The sequence below is a fragment of the Ferrovibrio sp. genome (genome assembly GCF_964218355.1).
Classification (GTDB): Bacteria; Pseudomonadota; Alphaproteobacteria; order Ferrovibrionales; family Ferrovibrionaceae; genus Ferrovibrio.
In genome coordinates, this window is record NZ_CAXPMC010000021.1 from 19,207 (window position 1) to 36,853 (window position 17,647).

At 67.5% G+C, this 17,647-nt stretch carries 17 protein-coding genes; 9 read left to right on the plus strand and 8 right to left on the minus strand.

From position 1 onward, the window contains the following. Positions 1–132 precede the first annotated feature (132 nt). A complete protein-coding gene (gene ubiG, locus ACEQZY_RS15420; protein WP_341705271.1) occupies positions 133–897 on the plus strand; it encodes a bifunctional 2-polyprenyl-6-hydroxyphenol methylase/3-demethylubiquinol 3-O-methyltransferase UbiG in 765 nt (254 codons plus the stop codon). A 6-nt stretch (positions 898–903) separates the two neighbouring features. Here the strand turns inward: ubiG and ACEQZY_RS15425 are convergent, their stop codons facing one another. Beyond that, positions 904–1,323 carry a DUF1178 family protein gene (locus ACEQZY_RS15425; RefSeq protein ID WP_341705272.1) on the minus strand — a complete coding sequence of 140 codons (420 nt, stop codon included), beginning with the start codon at positions 1,321–1,323 and terminating at the stop codon, positions 904–906. Positions 1,324–1,433: 110 nt separating this feature from the next. Here ACEQZY_RS15425 and ACEQZY_RS15430 point away from each other — a divergent pair, with 110 nt between their 5' ends. The 3 genes from ACEQZY_RS15430 to ACEQZY_RS15440 are packed head-to-tail and all read left to right on the plus strand — an operon-like array spanning position 1,434 to position 3,443. Further along, positions 1,434–1,958, plus strand: coding sequence for an SAM-dependent methyltransferase (locus ACEQZY_RS15430; RefSeq protein WP_341705273.1), 525 nt, complete (start codon positions 1,434–1,436; stop codon positions 1,956–1,958). A gap of 10 nt (positions 1,959–1,968) precedes the next feature. Then, the gene (locus ACEQZY_RS15435; protein WP_370155657.1) at positions 1,969–2,562 is read left to right on the plus strand and encodes a GNAT family N-acetyltransferase; all 594 of its coding nucleotides are present in this window, start codon (positions 1,969–1,971) and stop codon (positions 2,560–2,562) included. A gap of 41 nt (positions 2,563–2,603) precedes the next feature. Beyond that, the gene (locus tag ACEQZY_RS15440) at positions 2,604–3,443 is read left to right on the plus strand and encodes an inositol monophosphatase family protein (protein WP_341705275.1); all 840 of its coding nucleotides are present in this window, start codon (positions 2,604–2,606) and stop codon (positions 3,441–3,443) included. Here the strand turns inward: ACEQZY_RS15440 and ACEQZY_RS15445 are convergent. Genes ACEQZY_RS15445 through ACEQZY_RS15455 form a run of 3 tightly spaced genes read right to left on the minus strand, consistent with a single transcriptional unit; the run spans position 3,407 to position 5,367 of the window. Further along, on the minus strand, positions 3,407–4,255 hold the full coding sequence (locus tag ACEQZY_RS15445) for a carbon-nitrogen hydrolase family protein (protein WP_370155659.1): 849 nt from the start codon (positions 4,253–4,255) through the stop codon (positions 3,407–3,409). The two genes, ACEQZY_RS15440 and ACEQZY_RS15445, sit on opposite strands and share 37 nt — an antisense overlap. A 14-nt stretch (positions 4,256–4,269) precedes the next feature. Then, positions 4,270–4,539, minus strand: a complete 270-nt coding sequence (grxC, locus tag ACEQZY_RS15450) for a glutaredoxin 3 (protein WP_341705277.1) — start codon at positions 4,537–4,539, stop codon at positions 4,270–4,272. Between the two features lie 42 nt (positions 4,540–4,581). Then, positions 4,582–5,367: a double zinc ribbon domain-containing protein gene (locus tag ACEQZY_RS15455; protein ID WP_370155661.1), complete on the minus strand. Its 786-nt coding sequence runs from the start codon at positions 5,365–5,367 to the stop codon at positions 4,582–4,584. Positions 5,368–5,475: 108 nt separating this feature from the next. Between ACEQZY_RS15455 and ACEQZY_RS15460 the strand changes: the two genes are divergently transcribed. The 5 genes from ACEQZY_RS15460 to ACEQZY_RS15480 all read left to right on the plus strand — a co-directional run bounded on the left by ACEQZY_RS15460 (position 5,476) and on the right by ACEQZY_RS15480 (position 10,910). Then, positions 5,476–7,257, plus strand: coding sequence for an acyclic terpene utilization AtuA family protein (locus tag ACEQZY_RS15460; protein WP_370155663.1), 1,782 nt, complete (start codon positions 5,476–5,478; stop codon positions 7,255–7,257). Between the two features lie 70 nt (positions 7,258–7,327). Then, complete coding sequence (gene ada, locus ACEQZY_RS15465; RefSeq protein WP_370155665.1) at positions 7,328–8,449, plus strand: bifunctional DNA-binding transcriptional regulator/O6-methylguanine-DNA methyltransferase Ada; 1,122 nt, start codon at positions 7,328–7,330, stop codon at positions 8,447–8,449. 205 nt (positions 8,450–8,654) lie between these two features. Next, on the plus strand, positions 8,655–9,134 hold the full coding sequence (locus ACEQZY_RS15470; protein ID WP_341703128.1) for a Dps family protein: 480 nt from the start codon (positions 8,655–8,657) through the stop codon (positions 9,132–9,134). Positions 9,135–9,266: 132 nt separating this feature from the next. Continuing rightward, complete coding sequence (gene msrP, locus ACEQZY_RS15475) at positions 9,267–10,214, plus strand: protein-methionine-sulfoxide reductase catalytic subunit MsrP (protein WP_341703127.1); 948 nt, start codon at positions 9,267–9,269, stop codon at positions 10,212–10,214. A gap of 39 nt (positions 10,215–10,253) precedes the next feature. After that, positions 10,254–10,910, plus strand: coding sequence for an HAD family hydrolase (locus ACEQZY_RS15480; protein ID WP_341703126.1), 657 nt, complete (start codon positions 10,254–10,256; stop codon positions 10,908–10,910). Positions 10,911–11,180: 270 nt separating this feature from the next. Here the strand turns inward: ACEQZY_RS15480 and ACEQZY_RS15485 are convergent, their stop codons facing one another. From ACEQZY_RS15485 to ACEQZY_RS15500, 4 genes are all read right to left on the minus strand, one after another. Next, a complete protein-coding gene (locus tag ACEQZY_RS15485) occupies positions 11,181–13,319 on the minus strand; it encodes a PAS domain-containing sensor histidine kinase (RefSeq protein ID WP_341703125.1) in 2,139 nt (712 codons plus the stop codon). 77 nt (positions 13,320–13,396) lie between these two features. After that, the gene (locus ACEQZY_RS15490) at positions 13,397–14,284 is read right to left on the minus strand and encodes a LysR family transcriptional regulator (RefSeq protein WP_341703133.1); all 888 of its coding nucleotides are present in this window, start codon (positions 14,282–14,284) and stop codon (positions 13,397–13,399) included. Positions 14,285–14,329: 45 nt separating this feature from the next. Beyond that, positions 14,330–15,298, minus strand: a complete 969-nt coding sequence (gene trxB, locus ACEQZY_RS15495) for a thioredoxin-disulfide reductase (protein WP_370155669.1) — start codon at positions 15,296–15,298, stop codon at positions 14,330–14,332. A gap of 207 nt (positions 15,299–15,505) precedes the next feature. Continuing rightward, positions 15,506–17,506, minus strand: a complete 2,001-nt coding sequence (locus ACEQZY_RS15500) for a hypothetical protein (protein ID WP_370155671.1) — start codon at positions 17,504–17,506, stop codon at positions 15,506–15,508. Between the last annotated feature and the right edge of the window lie 141 nt (positions 17,507–17,647).

The following is a 17,647-nucleotide window of genomic DNA, read 5'->3' on the forward strand; positions in this document are numbered from 1 at the left end:
TCTTAACCGTTTACGTTTTTTTGCTGTCGGGCCAGAAACTTGGCCCCAGAACCGATGGTGGAACTTGCCCCCGGAAAGGCGGCTCCTTAATACTCTCGGGCAGGCGCCCGGGCAAGCCGGGCTGCCGGAAAAATGACAGCCCGCCGAGGCCTCGTGACCGCACCCGCCGCCAGCATCGATCCTGTTGAAATCGAACGGTTTTCCGCCATGGCGGCGGAATGGTGGAACCCGCATGGCAAGTTCCGCCCATTGCACCGGTTCAATCCGGTGCGGCTGGGCTTCCTGCGCGACCGCATCTGCGCCCATTTCGGCCGCGATCCGCAGGGCCCGCAGCCGCTCGACGGCCTGCGGCTGCTGGATATCGGCTGCGGCGGCGGGCTGATCTCGGAACCGATGGCCCGTCTGGGCGCGGCCGTCACCGGCGCCGATGCCGGCGAGAAGAATATCGGGGTGGCCAGCCTGCATGCCGCCGAGAGCGGCGTCGCCATCGATTACCGCTGCACCAGCGCCGAAGACCTCGCCGCCGCCGGGGAACAGTTCGACGTGGTCCTGACCCTGGAAGTGGTCGAGCATGTGGCCGACCTGGAAGGCTTTCTTGCCGCCTGCGGGCAGATGGTGAAGCCCGGCGGGCTGCTGATCGCGGCGACGCTGAACCGCACGCCGAAGGCCTTTGCGCTCGCCATCGTCGGCGCCGAATACATCCTCGGCTGGCTGCCGCGCGGGACGCATGACTGGAAGAAATTCGTCAAGCCGCATGAACTGGCGGCAGGCCTGCGCCATGCCGGCCTGGCCCTGCAGGATGTGCAGGGTGTGTCTTACGAGCCGCTCGCCGACCGCTGGCGGCTCAGCCGCGACACCGGCGTGAACTACATGATGGTGGCGGTGAAGCAGCCCTGACGCCTGTCAGGCATCCCCGCGCGGGACCCAGGGGATCATCGCCACGTCGATGCCCTCCTCGGCCAGCTCCTCGGCCTCGTCCCTGCTGGCCTCGCCATAGATGTTGCGCTGGTCGGTCTCGCCGTAATGGATCTTGCGGGCTTCCTCGGCGAACTGCTCGCCGACATAATCGGCATTCTTCTCGACATGGTCGCGCAGCTCGCGCAGGGCCTTCATCATCACGGCCTTCTGCTTGACCTCGTCGGCGGCCTGCTCGGATTTCGGGCGGCTGATCCGCGGCGCCATCGGCGCCTTGCTGATCTTTCGGGAGTTGCAGACCGGGCAGACGATCTTGCCGCCCGCCGCCTGCTCGTCATAGGCGGCGCTGTCATAGAACCAGCCCTCGAAGACATGGTCCTTGCGGCATTTGAGTTCGTACTTGATCATGGGCGCGTGGGGTGTGAGTCGCAAAAGCCTGAAATGTTACAGAACCATAGCCTATATATGGCGCTCCCGTGGCGCCGCAGCAAGAGGCGTGGAACCCGGGGGATGGCCACATGACGGGCGGGCCGGCACCGGGCCCTTCGCCCTGGATCGTCCGCTTCGCGCCGCTGGCCGCGCCGGGCGGCAGCGTGCTGGACCTTGCCTGCGGCGGCGGCCGGCATGGCCGGCTGTTCCTTGCCGCCGGGCATCCCGTCTGTTTCCTCGACCGCGACCTGGCCGGTATCGCCGACCTGCAGGGCGCGGCCGGCGCCGAGCTGCTGGCCGCCGATCTCGAGGGCGCACCATGGCCTCTGCCGGCAGCCCGCCGCTTCGATGCCATCGTCGTCGCCAATTACCTGTGGCGGCCGCTGTTCCCCGACCTGATCGCGGCGCTGGCCGCAAACGGCCTGCTGCTCTACGAGACCTTCATGCGCGGCAACGAGCGGATCGGCCGGCCGACCAACCCGGATTATCTGCTGGCGCCCGGCGAGCTGTTCGAGCGGCTGAAGGATTCCTGCGACATCCTCGCCTTCGAGCAGGGCTGGCAGGATGCCCCGGGCCCGGCAATGCGCCAGCGCATCTGCGCCCGCAAACGCTAGGACGGCCGGCATGGACCGCATCGAAACAAGCCGCATCGAAACCGACCGCATGGTGCTGCGCCGCTTCGTGGCCGCCGACTGGGCGGCACTGGCGCGCTTCTACACCGACGACACGGTGATGCGCCACATGCTGGCCGGGCGCGGCCTGCCGCCGGCCGAGGCCCGCGAACGGGCAAAAAGCAACATCCATAATTTCAACGACCACTGGGCGCGACGCGGCCATGGCGTCTGGGCGGTGGAGGACCGCGGCACCGGCCGGCTGCTGGGGCAATGCGGCCTGCGCTGGATTCCGGAAGCCGAGGCGACGGAATTGCTGTATCTTTTCACCAAGACGGTATGGGGACGCGGCCTGGCGACGGAGGCCGGCCGCGCAGTGATCGTTTACGCTTTTGCGCAGACGGCACTCGACCGCCTGATCGCCGTCACCGATCCGCAGAACACGGCTTCCCAGCGCGTGCTGGGCAAGCTCGGCTTCGCTGCCACCGGCCCGCGCATGTTATGGGACCGCACCGTCAGCGGTTTCGAACTGCATCGCGCGCAATGGCTGACCGGCACCGGCGCTGCAGCCGGGCCGCATCTGGAAATGAGCGACCAACAGGTCTAGCATCCGGGCACGCCCCTTCTGCAACAGCAGCGCAGGCAGCCATGATCAGCATCGAACAGCGACTGCACCATGCCGAACAGGTGATCCGCGAGGCCGGCAAGCTGGCACGCGGCTTCTACGACAACCGCGGCGACCTGACCGTCAAGCTGAAAGGCGTGCAGGATTTCGTCAGCCAGGCCGATGCCGAGACCGAAGACCTGATCGCCTCGCGCCTGCTGGCCGCCTTCCCCCATGACGGCATCCTCGGCGAGGAGCGCGGCCGCCGCGGCGGCGACACCGATGCCCTGTGGGTGATCGACCCGATCGACGGCACCGCCAATTTCGTGCGCGGCCTGCCCTTCTGGTGCATCGCCATCGCGCTGGTGGTCGGCGACACGCTGGAACTCGGCCTTGTCTATGAACCGGTAGCCGACAGGCTGTATGCCGCCCGGCGTGGCCATGGCGCCTTCTGCAACGGCCGGCCCATCGCGATCAGCCGCACCGACCGCATGGACAATGCCTGTCTCGGCGTTGGCATGGGGCATGACGAGGCACCGGGACCGCATACCGCCACGCTGGAAGTGCTGCTGAACCACCATTGCCAGTATCGCCGGCTGGGCAGCGGCCTGCTGCTGATGGCCCTGGCCGCCGAAGGCGCGCTGGACGGCTTCTGGGAAGCCCGCATGAAGCCCTGGGATGCCCTGGCCGGCCTGCTGCTGGTGCGCGAGGCCGGCGGCATCACCAACGACTATGAGGGCCTGGGCGATTTCGTCCGCGCCGAACCGGTGCTGGCGCTGGCGCCGGGCCTGTGGGGGCCCTTCGCGGCGGCCACCGGCATCGCCCTGCCGGTCTTCGACCCGCTGGCCTATTCGGCGGCGCGGGCGGCCGGCGGCAGGGTGTAGGCGGGATTGCTGTTCCAGGCCGGGATCTGCACCCGCGCCTTTGCCACCTCGTCGAGATCGATCTCGGCGGTCACAAAGCCGACGCCGTCGCCGGCATCGGCCAGCACCCGGCCCCAGGGATCCACCACCAGCGAATGGCCGTAGGTCTGCCGGTTGCCCGGATGGTCGCCCCACATGGCCGGCGCGATCACGAAGGCGCCGGTCTCGATGGCGCGCGCGCGCAGCAGCACATGCCAGTGCGCCTTGCCGGTGGTGCGGGTGAAGGCGGCCGGGATCGAGATGATCTCGGCGCCCGCCTGCGCCAGCCCGCGATAGAGGCCGGGAAAGCGCAGGTCGTAGCAGACCGACATGCCGAGGCTGGCAAAGGGCAGCGGTGCCAGCACGCCTTCGGCACCCGGCGCGATCGAGTTGGACTCGCGGTAGGTCTCGCCCGATGGCAGGTCGACATCGAAGAGATGGATCTTGTCGTAGCGGGCGGCGATGCCGCCATCGGGCGCCAGCAGATACGAGCGGTTGAAGTTGCGGTTGGCACCCTCGGGCCTGATCGCCAGCGAGCCGACCAGCAGCCAGACCTCCAGTTCCTTCGCCAGGCTGCGGAAGGCCGCCAGCGCCGGATGGCTTTCCTCGGGCCGGCCGGCGGCGACATTGGCCGCCGCATTCAGGCCCATGAAGCCGGAATTCTCCGGCGTGGCGATGAAGGCGGCGCCTTCCGCCTTCGCCTTGCGGACCAGCGCCGAAATCTGCGCGATGTTCACCGCCATGTCGTCCCAGACATTGGGCTGCACGAGGGCGATCCTGACGCGGCGGCTCATGTCGCGGCCGTTCTTCAGGCGGCGGTCAGCATCGGATCGAGCTTGCCGGCCCGGTCCAGTGCATAAAGGTCGTCGCAGCCGCCGACATGGGTGCCGTTGATCCAGATCTGCGGCACGGTGCGCTGGCCGCCGGCTTTCTGCGTCATCGCCTCGCGCTCGGCGGCGTCATAGGTCACGTCCACTTCGGTGAAGCTCTGGCCCTTCTTTTCCAGCAGCGCCTTGGCGCGCGCGCAATAGGGGCACATGAAGGTGGTGTAGATCAGGATCTCGTTGGTCTTGGCCATTTCTGCCTCTGGGGTTGCTCCGCCCCGCATCTCGCAGGGGTATTATATGGTGCCCTGCTCAGGCCGAACAACCCGGGCCAGGGTGAGTACGTCGACTCCGGCCGCCCCGGCCCGCAGCAGCACCCGGCAGCAGGCATTGGCTGTGGCGCCCGAGGTCAGCACGTCGTCCACCAGCAGCACCCGCCGGCCCTGCAGGGCCGGCCGCAGGGCCGGCGCCACGGCAATGGCACCCGACAGGATGCGCCGCCGCTCCGCCCGTCCCAGCCGCCCGAGGCTGGGTGTCGCCCGCCGGCGTTCCAGCAGGGCCGGCAGGGCCTGTCTGCCTGCCAGCCGGCCGAGCGCGGCAGCCAGCAGGGCGGCCTGGTTGTAGCGCCGCCGCCACAGCCGCCCGGGATGCAGCGGCACCGGCACGATCAGGTCGCATTCCGCCAGCAGGCCGGCGCCGGCCCGCGCCATCAGCCGGGCCAGGCCCGGTACCAGGTCGGTGCGGTCGCCGCGCTTGAAGCGCAGCACCAGGTCGCGGCCGCCGCCGCCATAGACGAAAGCCGAACGGGCACGGGCATAGGGTGGCGGTTCACGCAGGCAGGCGCCGCAGACCAGGCCTGCCGGTACCGGTATGCCATAGGGCGTGCCGCAGGCCGGACAGCAGGGTTCGGCGATGAACTGCAGCTTCGGCCAGCAGGCGGCACAGAGCCGGCCCGGCTCGTCGACTTCCGCCTGGCACAGCATGCATTGCGGTGGCAGCAGAAGATCGGCCGCATTGCGGCCGGCCAGCTTCAGCAGGCGGCGCAGCGGATCCGGCAGCCGCGGGACAGCGGGAACCGACATGACGGACATCACCGGGCTGGAGTTGCGGGATTGACGTTGCGACAGACATGACGGCCGGCGGGGCCACGGCTATGGTGGCAGAAAACACCGCCCGGAGGAAACGGAACCATGAGCGGCAAAGTTGTTCGGATCGGCGGCGCCTCCGCCTTCTGGGGCGATTCCATGACGGCGGCGCCGCAGCTGCTGGCCTCGGGTGCGGTCGATTACCTGATCTTCGACTATCTGGCCGAGATCACCATGTCGATCATGGCGCGCATGCGCGCCAAGGACCCGGCGCAGGGTTACGCCACCGATTTCGTCGCCGTCACCCTGAAACGCCTGCTGCCCGAGATCGCCCGGCGCCGGGTGAAGATCGTCGCCAATGCCGGCGGCGTGAACCCGGCCGCCTGCGCCGCCGCCATCCGCGCACTGGTCGCCGAGGCCGGGCTCGGGCTGAAAGTCGGCGTGGTGCTGGGCGACGACCTGGTGCCGCAGATCGACCGGCTGAAGGACAGGCTGCAGCCGATGGAACCGGGGGCCGCGCCGCCGGACCGCTTCATGTCCGCCAACGCCTATCTCGGCGCCGCGCCGATTGCCGCCGCGCTGCAGGCCGGGGCCGATATCGTGGTCACCGGCCGCTGCGTCGACAGCGCGCTGTGCCTCGGGCCGCTGCTGCATGAATTCGGCTGGGACCTGCGCGATTTCGACCGGCTGGCCACCGGCAGCCTCGCCGGCCACATCATCGAATGCGGCGCCCAGGCATCAGGCGGCCTGTTCACCGACTGGCAGGATGTGCCGGACTGGGACAACATTGGCTATCCGATTGCCGAGGTGGCCGAAGACGGCAGCTTCACGGTGACCAAGCCGGCGGGGACCGGCGGGCTGGTATCGGTCGGCACGGTCTCTGAACAGCTGGTCTACGAGATCGGCGATCCCGCCTGCTACCGCCTGCCGGACGTGACCTGCGATTTCAGCGCCGTGCGCATCGAACAGACCGGCGAAAACCGCGTGCGCGTCTCCGGCGCCAAAGGCCGCCCGCCGGGCGACCGCTACAAGGTGTCGGCCACGTATCTCGACGGCTATCGCGCCGTGGCACATCTGACCATCGGCGGCATCGACGCGCGGGCCAAGGCCGAGCGCACGGCAGCGGCTATCCTCAAGCGCACGCGGCAGATTTTCGCCCGGCTCAATCTCGGCGATTACCGTGCCAGTTCGGTGGAGGTGCTGGGCGCCGAGGCGATGTATGGCCCGCATGCCACGCAGGCGGCGCTGGCCGTGCGTGAAGTGGTGCTGAAACTGTCGGTCAGCCATGCCGAGAAAGCGGCACTGGACATCTTCGCCCGCGAGATCGCGCCGGCCGGCACCTCCTTCTCGGCCGGCACCACCGGCTTTTTCGGCGGCCGCCCGGCACCGCAGCCCGTCGTGCGGCTGTTTTCCTGCTTCATTGCCAAGGATGCGCTGCCCGTCAGCCTTGATACCGACGGCACGGCACGGCCGCTGTCCCTGCCGGTGATCGCCGGGGACGATGCCGGCGCACCGGCCGCGCAGCCCGACAGGGCGGCGCTGCCGGCCGGCCCGACGAAAACCGTGCCTCTGGTGCGGCTGGCCTGGGCACGATCGGGTGACAAGGGTGACGACAGCAATATCGGCGTGATCGCCCGCCGGGCAGACTACCTGCCGGCGATCCGCGCGGCCCTGACGGCAGACGCCGTGCAGGCCTGGTTCGCCCATCTGGCCGAGGGGCCGGTCGAGCGCTTCGAATGGCCGGGCATCCACGGCTTCAACTTCCTGCTGCACCGGGCTCTGGGCGGCGGCGGCATCGCATCTCTGCGCAACGATCCGCAGGGCAAGGCCTATGCCCAGATGCTGCTGGATTTCCCGGTGCCGGTGCCGGCCGCCTGGCCACTCTGAAAGACCGGGGGGCGAATGGCTGCGCAAAAGCCGGATGGCGGGGTCCGGCCGACCGGCGTAGTGTGAGGCCATGACTAGGACCCGCACCGCACCCCCCCGCATTCCGGACGGCCGCGCGCCGACCGACGCCGAATTTGCCGCCATCCGCGGCAATGACGCGGCGGCCGATGGCCGTTTCCTTTATGCCGTGACCACGACAAAGGTGTTCTGCCGCCCGTCCTGCGTCAGCCGGGTGCCGAAGCGCGAGAATGTCCGCCTGTTCGCTGCGGCCGAGGCGGCCGAGGCGGCCGGTTTCCGGCCCTGCAAGCGCTGCCGCCCCCAGACTTATGTTGCAGGCGGGGTGCCGGCCCCGGATGCGCGGCTGGAACGCGCCCGCAGCCTGATCGACCGGCGCCTGGCCGATGGCGACAGCACGCCGACGCTGGCCGAACTCGCCCGCACCGCCCATATGGGAGCCAGTCACCTGCAGCGGCGCTTCGCCGCCGCCTACGGTCTCAGCCCGCGCGCCTATGCCGAGGCAAAGCGGGTGAAAACCCTGAAACAGGAACTGCGCCGGGGCAGCGGCGTGAGCGATGCCATTTACGGGGCCGGCTTCGGCGCGGCCAGCCGGGTCTACGAGAAGGCCGGGCGCTGGCTCGGCATGACCCCGGCCGATTACCGGCGTGGCGGCGAGGGCCTGACCCTGACCGTGGCGATCCGGCGCAGCCCGATGGGCCTGACCCTGGTGGCGGAAAGCCCGCGCGGCATTGCCGCCCTGCTGTTCGGCGACCGCGAGAAACCGCTGCTGGACGAGCTGCGCGGCGAATTCCCCGCCGCCGCGATCGACCGCGACGATACTGCCGGCGATGCCGCCTTCACTGCTCTGGATGCGGCGCTGCAGGGTCGACCGCTGCCGCGCGGCCTGCGGCTGGACCTGCGCGGCACGCCGTTCCAGATCCGGGTCTGGACCGCCCTGCAGACGATTCCGCCGGGCGAAACCCGCACCTACCAGGACATCGCCCGCAGCCTCGGCATGCCGACCGCCGCCCGCGCCGTCGGCAGTGCCTGTGGCAGCAACATCCTCGGCGTGCTGGTGCCCTGCCACCGGGCGCTGCGCAGCGATGGCGGGCTCGGCGGCTATCGCTGGGGCCTGGCGCGCAAGGAGAAGCTGCTCGATGGCGAGGCGGCGGTCACCGAAAACGCGGCGGAATAGGCCCGCTATTGCCCCCATCGCGCCCCATTCCAGTCATATTACTTTCCCAGTATTCTGATCCAAATCACGGCAACGCCCTGCTGCAGGTGCATTGTCTGACTGCGGGCCCGCGAATGCCGCGGCCCCGGAGATGCATTGCGCCGCCTTGCAGTTTCTTTGAAGCGTTCTAAATTAATAAACAGGATCAATGAAAGGAGTAGCCCCCATGGCTGTCGCCATCGATATCGGCATCGCCGACAAGGACCGCAAGAAGATTGCCGAGGGTCTGTCGCGCCTGCTGGCCGATACCTACACCCTCTACCTGAAGACCCATAACTACCACTGGAATGTCGAAGGCCCGATGTTCCAGACCCTGCACACCATGTTCGAGACCCAGTATACCGAACTGGCGCTGGCCGTGGACCTGATCGCCGAGCGCATCCGCGCGCTGGGCCATTATGCGCCCGGCTCCTATGTCCAGTATGCCAAGCTGTCCTCGATCAGCGAGGAGACCGGCGTTCCCTCGGCACAGGACATGATCCGCAATCTGGTGAAGGGCAACGAAGCCGTCACCAAGACGGCCCGCGAAATCTTCCCGCTGACCGACAAGTCGAGCGATGAACCGACCGCGGACCTGCTGACCCAGCGCATGCAGATCCACGAGAAGACCGCATGGATGCTGCGCAGCCTGCTCGAGAAGAAGTGACCGGCCGCCGCCGCAGGCAGCCCCCGTTCACCGAAGCTTGATTGGCGCCCGCCGGCCGACCCGCTAGGGTTCGGGGCGGGCGTCTTTCTTTTTCTGCGATCGCCCGCCAGCGAAAGGTGCAGGAGTGCGAGCATGCTGATCAGGATACGTCGCGGATGGGAAATTCCCGAGGCCCAGGCCACACCGGAGGCCGTGTTCCTCAACCGGCGCGGCCTGCTGCTGGGCCTGGGGGCCGCCGGCATCGCCGCCGGCCTGCCGCAGCCTGCGCGCGCCGATATCGCCGCCGACCTCTACCCGGCCAAGCGCAATGCGGCCTTCACGCTCGACCGCGCGCTGACGGAGGAAAAGGTCGCCACCCATTACAACAATTTCTACGAATTCGGCTCGCACAAGCAGATCGCGGCAGCGGCCCAGAAGCTGACCATCGAACCCTGGCAGGTGAAGATCGACGGCATGGTGGAGAAGGAGATCACCATCGATGCCGCCGACCTGATCCGCAAGATGCCGGTGGAGGAACGCCTCTACCGCCATCGCTGTGTCGAGGCCTGGGCAATGGCGGTGCCATGGAGCGGCTTTCCGCTTCGCGCACTGGTCGATTTCGCCAAACCGCTGTCGGGTGCGACCTATCTGCGCATGGAAACCTTCCAGCGGCCGGCCGAGGCCGGCGGCCAGCGGCAGTTCTGGTATCCCTGGCCCTATACCGAGGGCCTCAGCATGGCCGAGGCCCGCAACGACCTCGCCTTCATCGCCACCGGCGTCTACGGCAAGCCGGTCCCGAAGCAGATGGGAGCACCGCTGCGGCTGGCGGTGCCGTGGAAATACGGTTTCAAATCGGTGAAGTCGATCGTGACCTTCACGTTCACCGACCAGCGTCCAAAAACCTTCTGGGAGGCGATCGCGCCGGACGAGTACGGTTTCTGGGCCAATGTGAACCCGGCCGTGCCGCATCCACGCTGGAGCCAGGCCAGCGAGGAGCTGATCGGCACCGGCAAGCGGGTGCCGACCCAGATCTATAACGGCTATGGCGAGTTCGTCGCCGAGCTTTACAAGGACATGACGAAAGAGAAGCTGTACATGTAAGGCGCTTCCGCGCCGCAACGGCTTCGGCTATGCAGGGGCATGGCCTTCGACCTGATCATCTTCGACATGGACGGCACGCTGGTCGACAGCGAACCGATTGCCAACCGCGTCTTCTACGAGAAACTGCTCGGCCATGGCCTCGATTCGCGGATCGACGAGGCTGCGCTGGCCCATGACCTGACCGGGCTGAGCCTGCCCAGCTGCTTCGCCCTGCTGCACGAGCGGTACGGGCTGGTCCTGCCGGCCGGCTTCGAGCACGACCTGCAGGCCGAAACCTACCGCCGGCTGCGGCAGGAACTGCAACCGATTCCCGGCGTGCCGGACATTCTGCCCCGCCTGCCGCAGGCAAAATGCGTCGCATCCTCGTCGGAACCCGACAAGATCGTCATGAGCCTGCAGCTCTGCGGGATCGACCGGCATTTCGGGCCGCACCTGTACAGCGCCCGCCAGGTGGCGCGCGGCAAGCCGCATCCCGACCTGTTCCTGCATGCCGCCGGCAGCATGGGCCACCGCCCGCCGGCCTGTGCCGTGGTGGAAGACAGCCTGCCCGGCGTGCAGGCAGGCCTCCGCGCCGGCATGACCGTCTTTGCCTACCGGCCGGAACCGGCCGATCCCCATGCCGCCGCTTTTGCCGACCTCGGCTGCCGGGTCTTCACATCCATGGCCCAGCTGCCCGGCCTGCTGGCGGCCGGCTGAGCCAAAAAAAAGCCGGCCTGGAAGCCAGGCCGGCAAAGTCTTAACAGGGAGGCTCCGCGCGAGACGCGCGGAAGGCCGGGACAACGGGGGAGCTGCCACGGCCAAAGTTTCTGGCCGGAGCCGGAAACTCAGAAGATGCTGCGACGCAACATCTGACAGGCACAGATGTAATGCCTGTCAGGATGTTTGAGTATCCACCAATTTCTCAAATCAGCCATGCGGTCGCTGCATAACTGGCCGGTGAGAAGATAAAGAATATTTATCAGCAAGTTATACCGCCTGCGGGCTCTTGCCGGGGGGCGGGAAGTACAGACGCGCCCGGGTCCCGCGGCCCGGCTCGCTGGTAATTTCCAGCCGCCCGCCATGCAATTCGATCAGGGCCTTCACCAGAGGCAGCCCCAGACCGGTGCCGCTCATCTGGGAAACCAGCGCGGATTCGATGCGCCCGAAAGGCTCCAGCGCCCGCGCGATATCCGCCTCGGTCATGCCCATGCCGGTATCCTCGACGGTGACCACCGCGCCGCCATCGGCATGCGGCGCACAGCCGAAACTCACGCGGCCGCCGGAGGGCGTGTATTTCACGCTGTTGGACAGCAGGTTCACCAGCATCTGCTTGGCCAGCCGCTCGTCGGCAAACAGCGTCGTACCCGCGGGAACCGGCTGTGCGATCAGGGCCACCAGCCGGTCGGCCGCCAGGGGCCGCAGCAGAATGACGCATTGTTCGGCAAGCCGCTGCCAGGGCACCGGTTCGGGCAGCAGGCGCATCTTGCCGGCCTCGACCTTCGACAGGTCGAGAATATCGTCGATCACCGACAGCAGATGCTTGCCGGCCGTCAGGATATCCCCGGCATAGCGGTCGTATTGCGGCACCCCGGACGGGCCCATCAGCTGCAGCGCCATGATCTCGGAAAAGCCGATGATGGCATTGAGCGGCGTGCGCAGCTCGTGGCTCATGTGGGCAAGGAACTGGGATTTGGCGCGATTGGCGTATTCCGCCTCCTGGTGGGCCTTGATCGCTGCCTTGCGGGCCGCTTCCAGCGTCTCGGTGCGTGCCGCCAGCATTTCAGCCTGGTGGGCCAGATTTTCGTTGGCTTCGCGCAGCTCGCGCTCCTGCCGCTTCAGCTCGCTGATATCCGTCACCAGCGACGCGGTACCGCCGGATGACAGGCGGAAATCCCGGATCTGCTGCCAGCGCCGGGACATCGTGTCGAAAAAGATATGCGGCTCGCCCTGCGCGGCCTTGAAGGTGCGCCGCCGGTGTTCCGCCCATTCCCCGTAGTCGGTGCGCACCCCGGCAGCGGCCGGGGCGGGCCGGCCGAGCAGGCAGCGGTCGCAGACCTCGTCGTGGCTCATGCCCACGGTCTGCGCCAGCGGCACCGTGATGATGTCGGCATACGCCTTGTTGCAGATCACCAGGCGCTCATGCTCGTCGTAAAGAGCCACACCGTCAGGTGCCAGGGCAAGGGCATCGCTCAGCCTTTGCTGCGCCTCGCGCAGCCGCGCCTCGGAGGCCTTGCGCTCGGTGATGTCATTCACCACCACCAGCGCCGCATCGTCGCCGGCATACTGCATCGGCACTGACGCCATGGTGGCCCAGATCGCCCGCCCCGCCGCCGTTGCGATCTGCATCTCGCCATCCGGCTCCGGCTTGCGATCACCGAAAATCCGCGCGTGATGCTCGGCGTCCAGCACATACCGCGAATGGCCCGCCCCGGCCGCCCGGCCGGCGATGCCGAACAACTCCCCGGCCAGCCGGTTGTGATACAGGAAGGCGCCGTCGCCACGCCGCACCACGACAATCGGGAATGGCGCCGTGTCGAGAATGGATTGCAGCCGCTGCTGCGCCGCCTCGGCATCGGCACTGACCCTGGCGCGGTCCTGCAGCATGGTGCGCAGCCGGCTGACCATCTGGGAGCTGCGGTTGTAATAGCGGTACAGCCGCCAGGAAAACGACACCAGCGTCAGGCTGGCCACCAGGCCAAGGCCGGCCAGCAGCAGGTTGTCGCGGCCGCCCTCATACAGCAGCACTGTCACCCCCGGCAGAACGGCAAGGACGATCAGCATCACCGACAGGCCAACATGCACGGCAATGGTCAGCGATACCGAAGCCACCATGGTCAGCAGCACCATCAGCGCCAGCAGCGGCACCGGCTCGCGCGGCAGCAGGACCATTGCGGCAATCATCAGGCCGAGAATCAGACCGTTTATCGCATAGGCCACCGCGAACCGGGCCAGCCAGGGCATCGGATGGTCGCGGCGGTGCCGGTCGCCGGCAAAGGTCCGGTGCAGCAGGAACTGCAGCAGCAAGGCAAAGGCGCTGACGGCGATGTAGCCGATGCGCACCGTGGCCGGCAGGATGTCTTCCAGCAGGGCGGCAACCAGCAGGGCGGCAGCGAACTGCGCGGCCATATCGTGCGGCCGCCGAACCCTGACCAGCAGTTCATTGCAACGCGCAACCGTTCCGGTCGGATTTGGTCCGGCCAGCGTCAAAACTGCCAGTCCGCGACTTTGCGCAACAGGAAATCGCGGAACACGGCCAGACGCTTGGTATTCCGCAACTCCTCGGGGTAAACGAGATAGGTGTCGAAACCCGGACCGTCGAGGTTGGGCAGAACACGCACGATGCGCGGGTTGCCACCCACCATGTAGTCCGGCAGCGAGGCAACGCCGAGGCCGCTGGCCACCGCCTGCATCACCCCGTAGACATTGTTCACCGTCAGGATCGGCTCGCGCGGCGCCGCCGGCTCGCCGGCATGCAGCAGCCAGTTGATATTATTGAAATGTGCCGGCGCCTCTTCGCCGTAGACGATCAGATGATGCCGGTCCATATCCTCGATCGTCTGCGGCGCCCCGAACCGGGCGATGTAGTCGACCGACGCGTAGATATGGTTATGCACCGTGATCAGCTTGCGATGGACCAGATCGGCCTGGGTCGGCTTCCACATGCGGATCGCCACGTCGGCCTCGCGCATCGACAGGTCGAGTTCACGGTCATCCACCACCATCTCGATACGGATATCGGGATAGAGATCCATGAATTCCTTCAGCCGCGGCGCCAGCCAGACGGTGCCGAAGGCTACCGTCGTGGTCACGCATAATTCGCCCGACGGCTTGTCCTTGGCATCGGCGATCATCGCCTCGGTCACCGCCAGCCGGGCGAAGATATCGCGGGCCGTGCGGTACAGCAGCTCGCCCTGCTCGGTCAGGATCAGGCCGCGGGCATGGCGGTGGAACAGCGTGGCATTGAGCTGGGTTTCCAGGGCCCCGATCTGGCGGCTGACCGCCGACTGGCTCAGGCCGAGCGACTCGCCGGCATGGGTCAGGCTGCCGGCCTCGGCGACGGCATGGAAAATCCGCAGCTTGTCCCAGTCCAGCGCCGACATCGCCCCCCCGCCTGTTTCCGCTATGCCCGCGCCGGATCAGTCCGCCGCATCGGCGGCCGGCATGGCGTGGTGGGCCAGAAACCGCTCGGCCTCCAGTGCCGCCATGCAGCCGGTGCCTGCCGCGGTGACCGCCTGGCGATACACCTTGTCCTGCACGTCGCCGGCCGCAAAGACACCGGCAATCGCCGTCTGCGTGGTACCAGGCTTGGTGCTGAGATAGCCCTCGCCATCCAGCGGCAGCTGGTCCCTGAACAGCTCGGTATTCGGCGTATGGCCGATGGCGACGAACACGCCGTCGGTGGCCACGTCCTGGGTGGCGCCGGTCTTGGTGCTGCGCAGCCGCGCCCCGGTGACGCCCTTTGGATCACCATCGCCGAGAATCTCGTCGACCACATGATCCCAGATCACGCGGATCTTCGGATGGGCGAACAGCCGCTCCTGCAGGATCTTCTCCGCCCGCAGGCTGTCGCGCCGGTGCACCAGCACCACCTCGCTGGCATGGTTGGTGAGATACAGCGCCTCTTCCACGGCGGTGTTGCCGCCACCGACCACCACCACTTTCTTGCCGCGGTAGAAGAACCCGTCGCAGGTGGCGCAGGCGGAAACGCCGAAGCCCTGGAAATGCTGTTCGCTTTCCAGGCCCAGCCACTTCGCCTGGGCACCGGTGGCGATGATCAGCGCGTCGCCGATATAGGTATCGCCGGAATCCCCCTTGGCGACGAAGGGTCGCCGGGAGAGATCGACCGAGACGATATAGTCGTTGAGGATGGTGGTGCCGACATGCCTGGCCTGCGCCTCCATCTGCTCCATCAGCCAGGGGCCCTGGATCACCTCGGCAAAGCCCGGGTAATTCTCCACATCCGTCGTGATGGTCAGCTGGCCGCCCGGCTGCAGGCCATGCACCATGATCGGCTGCAGCGATGCGCGCGCCGCATAGATGGCCGCGGTACAGCCGGCCGGGCCGGAGCCGAGAATCAGGACCTTGGTGCGATGGGTGGTTGCCATGGCGAAGTCACTCCACCGGCCCGGGGGGCCGGAAAAACGGGATATTTTCCGATTATGACAGGCACGGAACCCGGCGCAAGGGCAAGCCCCGGGCCCGCTGCTGGTGCGGCGTTATCGCAGGCTTGCATGACGATCCGGTGACGCCGGTCTCCGCGACTCGCAGGGCAATCTAGGGCAGACCGGCAAAAAGTCGCGCTTCCCGGCGCGTCAGAAGCCGAACATGTGATCGAGGCAGAAGCTTTCGGCACCATTCTGCAGCCCGTGGAAACCGAACAGGCGGCAGCCGGTGTCGCGCACCTGGATCCAGCCGCCGCGTCCCGCCCGCTGCAGGTCGGCCGCCGCAAACACTTCCGAGGCCCGGAAAAACCGTGACCCGCCATGGGGAATCGGCAGCGGCGTCTCGGCAATCTTCACGGCCCGGCCGTCGAACAGGGTCAGGACGGTCTGCGACTGCGGCTGGCCATAGACCTCGCGCGGCAGCGAGGCGGCATAGACCAGATGGCAGATGGCATCGAACGGCGCCTCGCCCAGCCGCAGGAACAGCCGGGTGGTCAGGCCGGGCGGCCGGTGCGTGTAGGATTGCGGCTCGTCGCGATAGGTGATCGGCATGTTGTAGATATGCGCGCCGAAGATGGTTTCCGCCGCATGGCCGGAACTGCGCTGCTCGTAGAGGCCGAGCGCATGCAGCCAGCCATCGGCCTCGCCGCCCTCGCGGAAGTCATAGACATACTCGATATGGCCGTAACCCGACGGCAGCCTGGTCCTGCCAGCGGCCAGCCAGGCATCGACATCGCAGGGCCGCGAATCGCGCCGGGCCAGCCGGCCCAGATATTCCTCGGCCGCCACCGTGCCGTCGGCATCGTAGAGCACGGCACGGATCGGCAGTTCCTGCTGGGCCGTCGACATCGGCGTCGGCAGGGTGACGGACTTCCACTGGTCGAGCGGCAGCACCGGCAGCGGCATGATATAGCCCTTGCCGATCAGGTCCCCGAGTTTCGGCAGGTCGGGATTCGGCTTCAGGTCGGTGCGTTCGACATTGGCATGGGCGATACGGCGGCGGCCGGCCTGGCCATCCGTGCCGGCCTGCACGACCTCGTAGCGCGGCCGCACGAAGTAACGGCCGGCCTGGATTTCGATCTGGTCAGGGAATTTCGCGTCCGGCAGCAGGCGGCCGAGATCGACCGCGACGGTACCGAAGGGCGGCACGGAACCATCCCACCAGGCGATGTCCTGGGCACCGACGAGATTGGCACCGACAGCGCCGGCCGGGATCGGCATCGGATGGCTGTTCTGCACCCACAGCAGCAGGCGCTCGCCCGGTTTCGGCGCCGGCACGCCGGCATAGAGATCGGCCGGCCAGGCATTGGCATCATGGGTGCAGGAGAGCTGCCGGCCGCTGCCGGAGAAGCTGTCGAGCGCGTATTTCACCACATCATGGCCCTTGATGCGGATCGCGTGGATGAACAGCGAGCCGGCAAAATCGGCCAGCCCGAAGCGCTGCCGGATCGCGCGGCTGTCGATCGCGACGGCATGGAAGGCGCCGCTGGCATCGGGTCCGAGCGGCTCGGTCCATTCCGCCAGCACCGCCCCGTCGCCATCGAACAGGCAGAGCCAGAGCGCCGGATCGGCGGCGCCGTAGCCAGCCCAGTAATTCGCCGTTACCACCCGGGTATGCAGGCCGTCGCCGGCTGCTTCATCGCGCAGGAAGGCAAAGTTGGTGGCGAAATTCAGCGGGTCGAGATAGCGGCTGCGGTTGCTGAGCCACGCGTCCGGCAGCCGCATGGCATCCAGTGTGAAGACCTGGCAGCCCGCAGGCAGCAGGCGGGCGATCTGCGCTTTGTGGATCGCCGCATCGAAGGCAGTGATCAGCACCGCGTCGGGCGCCGCGGCGGCGATCGCGGTGACCGGACGGGTGACCTGGCCAAGCCGCGTCTGGCCAATATCCTCGATCCGCTGGACAAAGACGCCGACCAGATTGGCGCGCGGCACCGGGAAAAAGGCGTCGAGATGGTCGACGGCATCCTGGGCCTCGGGATCATAGACGGCCAGGCGTGCAAACGGCTTCAGGTCCTCGATCAGGCGCCGGCCGAGAGCCGCCACCTTGGGATGCCCCAGGGCCTTGAAAAGACTATGCCCGCCGAAATTATTGCCCGGCCGCCAGCCCCCCCGGGCATCGGCATTGGTAAAGGTGTCGATTTTCAGCGCCATCAACAATCCCGGCAGGGGGCGGCATCATAGTTCTTGCGGGCCGCCGGTGCCCCCGTCCGGCTGCCTCGTCCCGCGCAGCTTTACCATTGGCGGCCCGCCCAGGGAATTGCCCCGGGGCAAAGAATACCTGCCGGGCCCTGA

Excerpts from the sequence above, each read along its gene's own strand:
- ubiG (WP_341705271.1), top strand. The coding sequence starts at position 133 with ATGACAGCCCGCCGAGGCCTCGTGACCGCACCCGCCGCCAGCATCGAT.
- ACEQZY_RS15425 (WP_341705272.1), bottom strand. The coding sequence starts at position 1,323 with ATGATCAAGTACGAACTCAAATGCCGCAAGGACCATGTCTTCGAGGGC.
- ACEQZY_RS15430 (WP_341705273.1), top strand. The coding sequence starts at position 1,434 with ATGACGGGCGGGCCGGCACCGGGCCCTTCGCCCTGGATCGTCCGCTTC.
- ACEQZY_RS15435 (WP_370155657.1), top strand. The coding sequence starts at position 1,969 with ATGGACCGCATCGAAACAAGCCGCATCGAAACCGACCGCATGGTGCTG.
- ACEQZY_RS15440 (WP_341705275.1), top strand. The coding sequence starts at position 2,604 with ATGATCAGCATCGAACAGCGACTGCACCATGCCGAACAGGTGATCCGC.
- ACEQZY_RS15445 (WP_370155659.1), bottom strand. The coding sequence starts at position 4,255 with ATGAGCCGCCGCGTCAGGATCGCCCTCGTGCAGCCCAATGTCTGGGAC.
- grxC (WP_341705277.1), bottom strand. The coding sequence starts at position 4,539 with ATGGCCAAGACCAACGAGATCCTGATCTACACCACCTTCATGTGCCCC.
- ACEQZY_RS15455 (WP_370155661.1), bottom strand. The coding sequence starts at position 5,367 with ATGTCGGTTCCCGCTGTCCCGCGGCTGCCGGATCCGCTGCGCCGCCTG.
- ACEQZY_RS15460 (WP_370155663.1), top strand. The coding sequence starts at position 5,476 with ATGAGCGGCAAAGTTGTTCGGATCGGCGGCGCCTCCGCCTTCTGGGGC.
- ada (WP_370155665.1), top strand. The coding sequence starts at position 7,328 with ATGACTAGGACCCGCACCGCACCCCCCCGCATTCCGGACGGCCGCGCG.
- ACEQZY_RS15470 (WP_341703128.1), top strand. The coding sequence starts at position 8,655 with ATGGCTGTCGCCATCGATATCGGCATCGCCGACAAGGACCGCAAGAAG.
- msrP (WP_341703127.1), top strand. The coding sequence starts at position 9,267 with ATGCTGATCAGGATACGTCGCGGATGGGAAATTCCCGAGGCCCAGGCC.
- ACEQZY_RS15480 (WP_341703126.1), top strand. The coding sequence starts at position 10,254 with ATGGCCTTCGACCTGATCATCTTCGACATGGACGGCACGCTGGTCGAC.
- ACEQZY_RS15485 (WP_341703125.1), bottom strand. The coding sequence starts at position 13,319 with ATGGCCGCGCAGTTCGCTGCCGCCCTGCTGGTTGCCGCCCTGCTGGAA.
- trxB (WP_370155669.1), bottom strand. The coding sequence starts at position 15,298 with ATGGCAACCACCCATCGCACCAAGGTCCTGATTCTCGGCTCCGGCCCG.
- ACEQZY_RS15500 (WP_370155671.1), bottom strand. The coding sequence starts at position 17,506 with ATGGCGCTGAAAATCGACACCTTTACCAATGCCGATGCCCGGGGGGGC.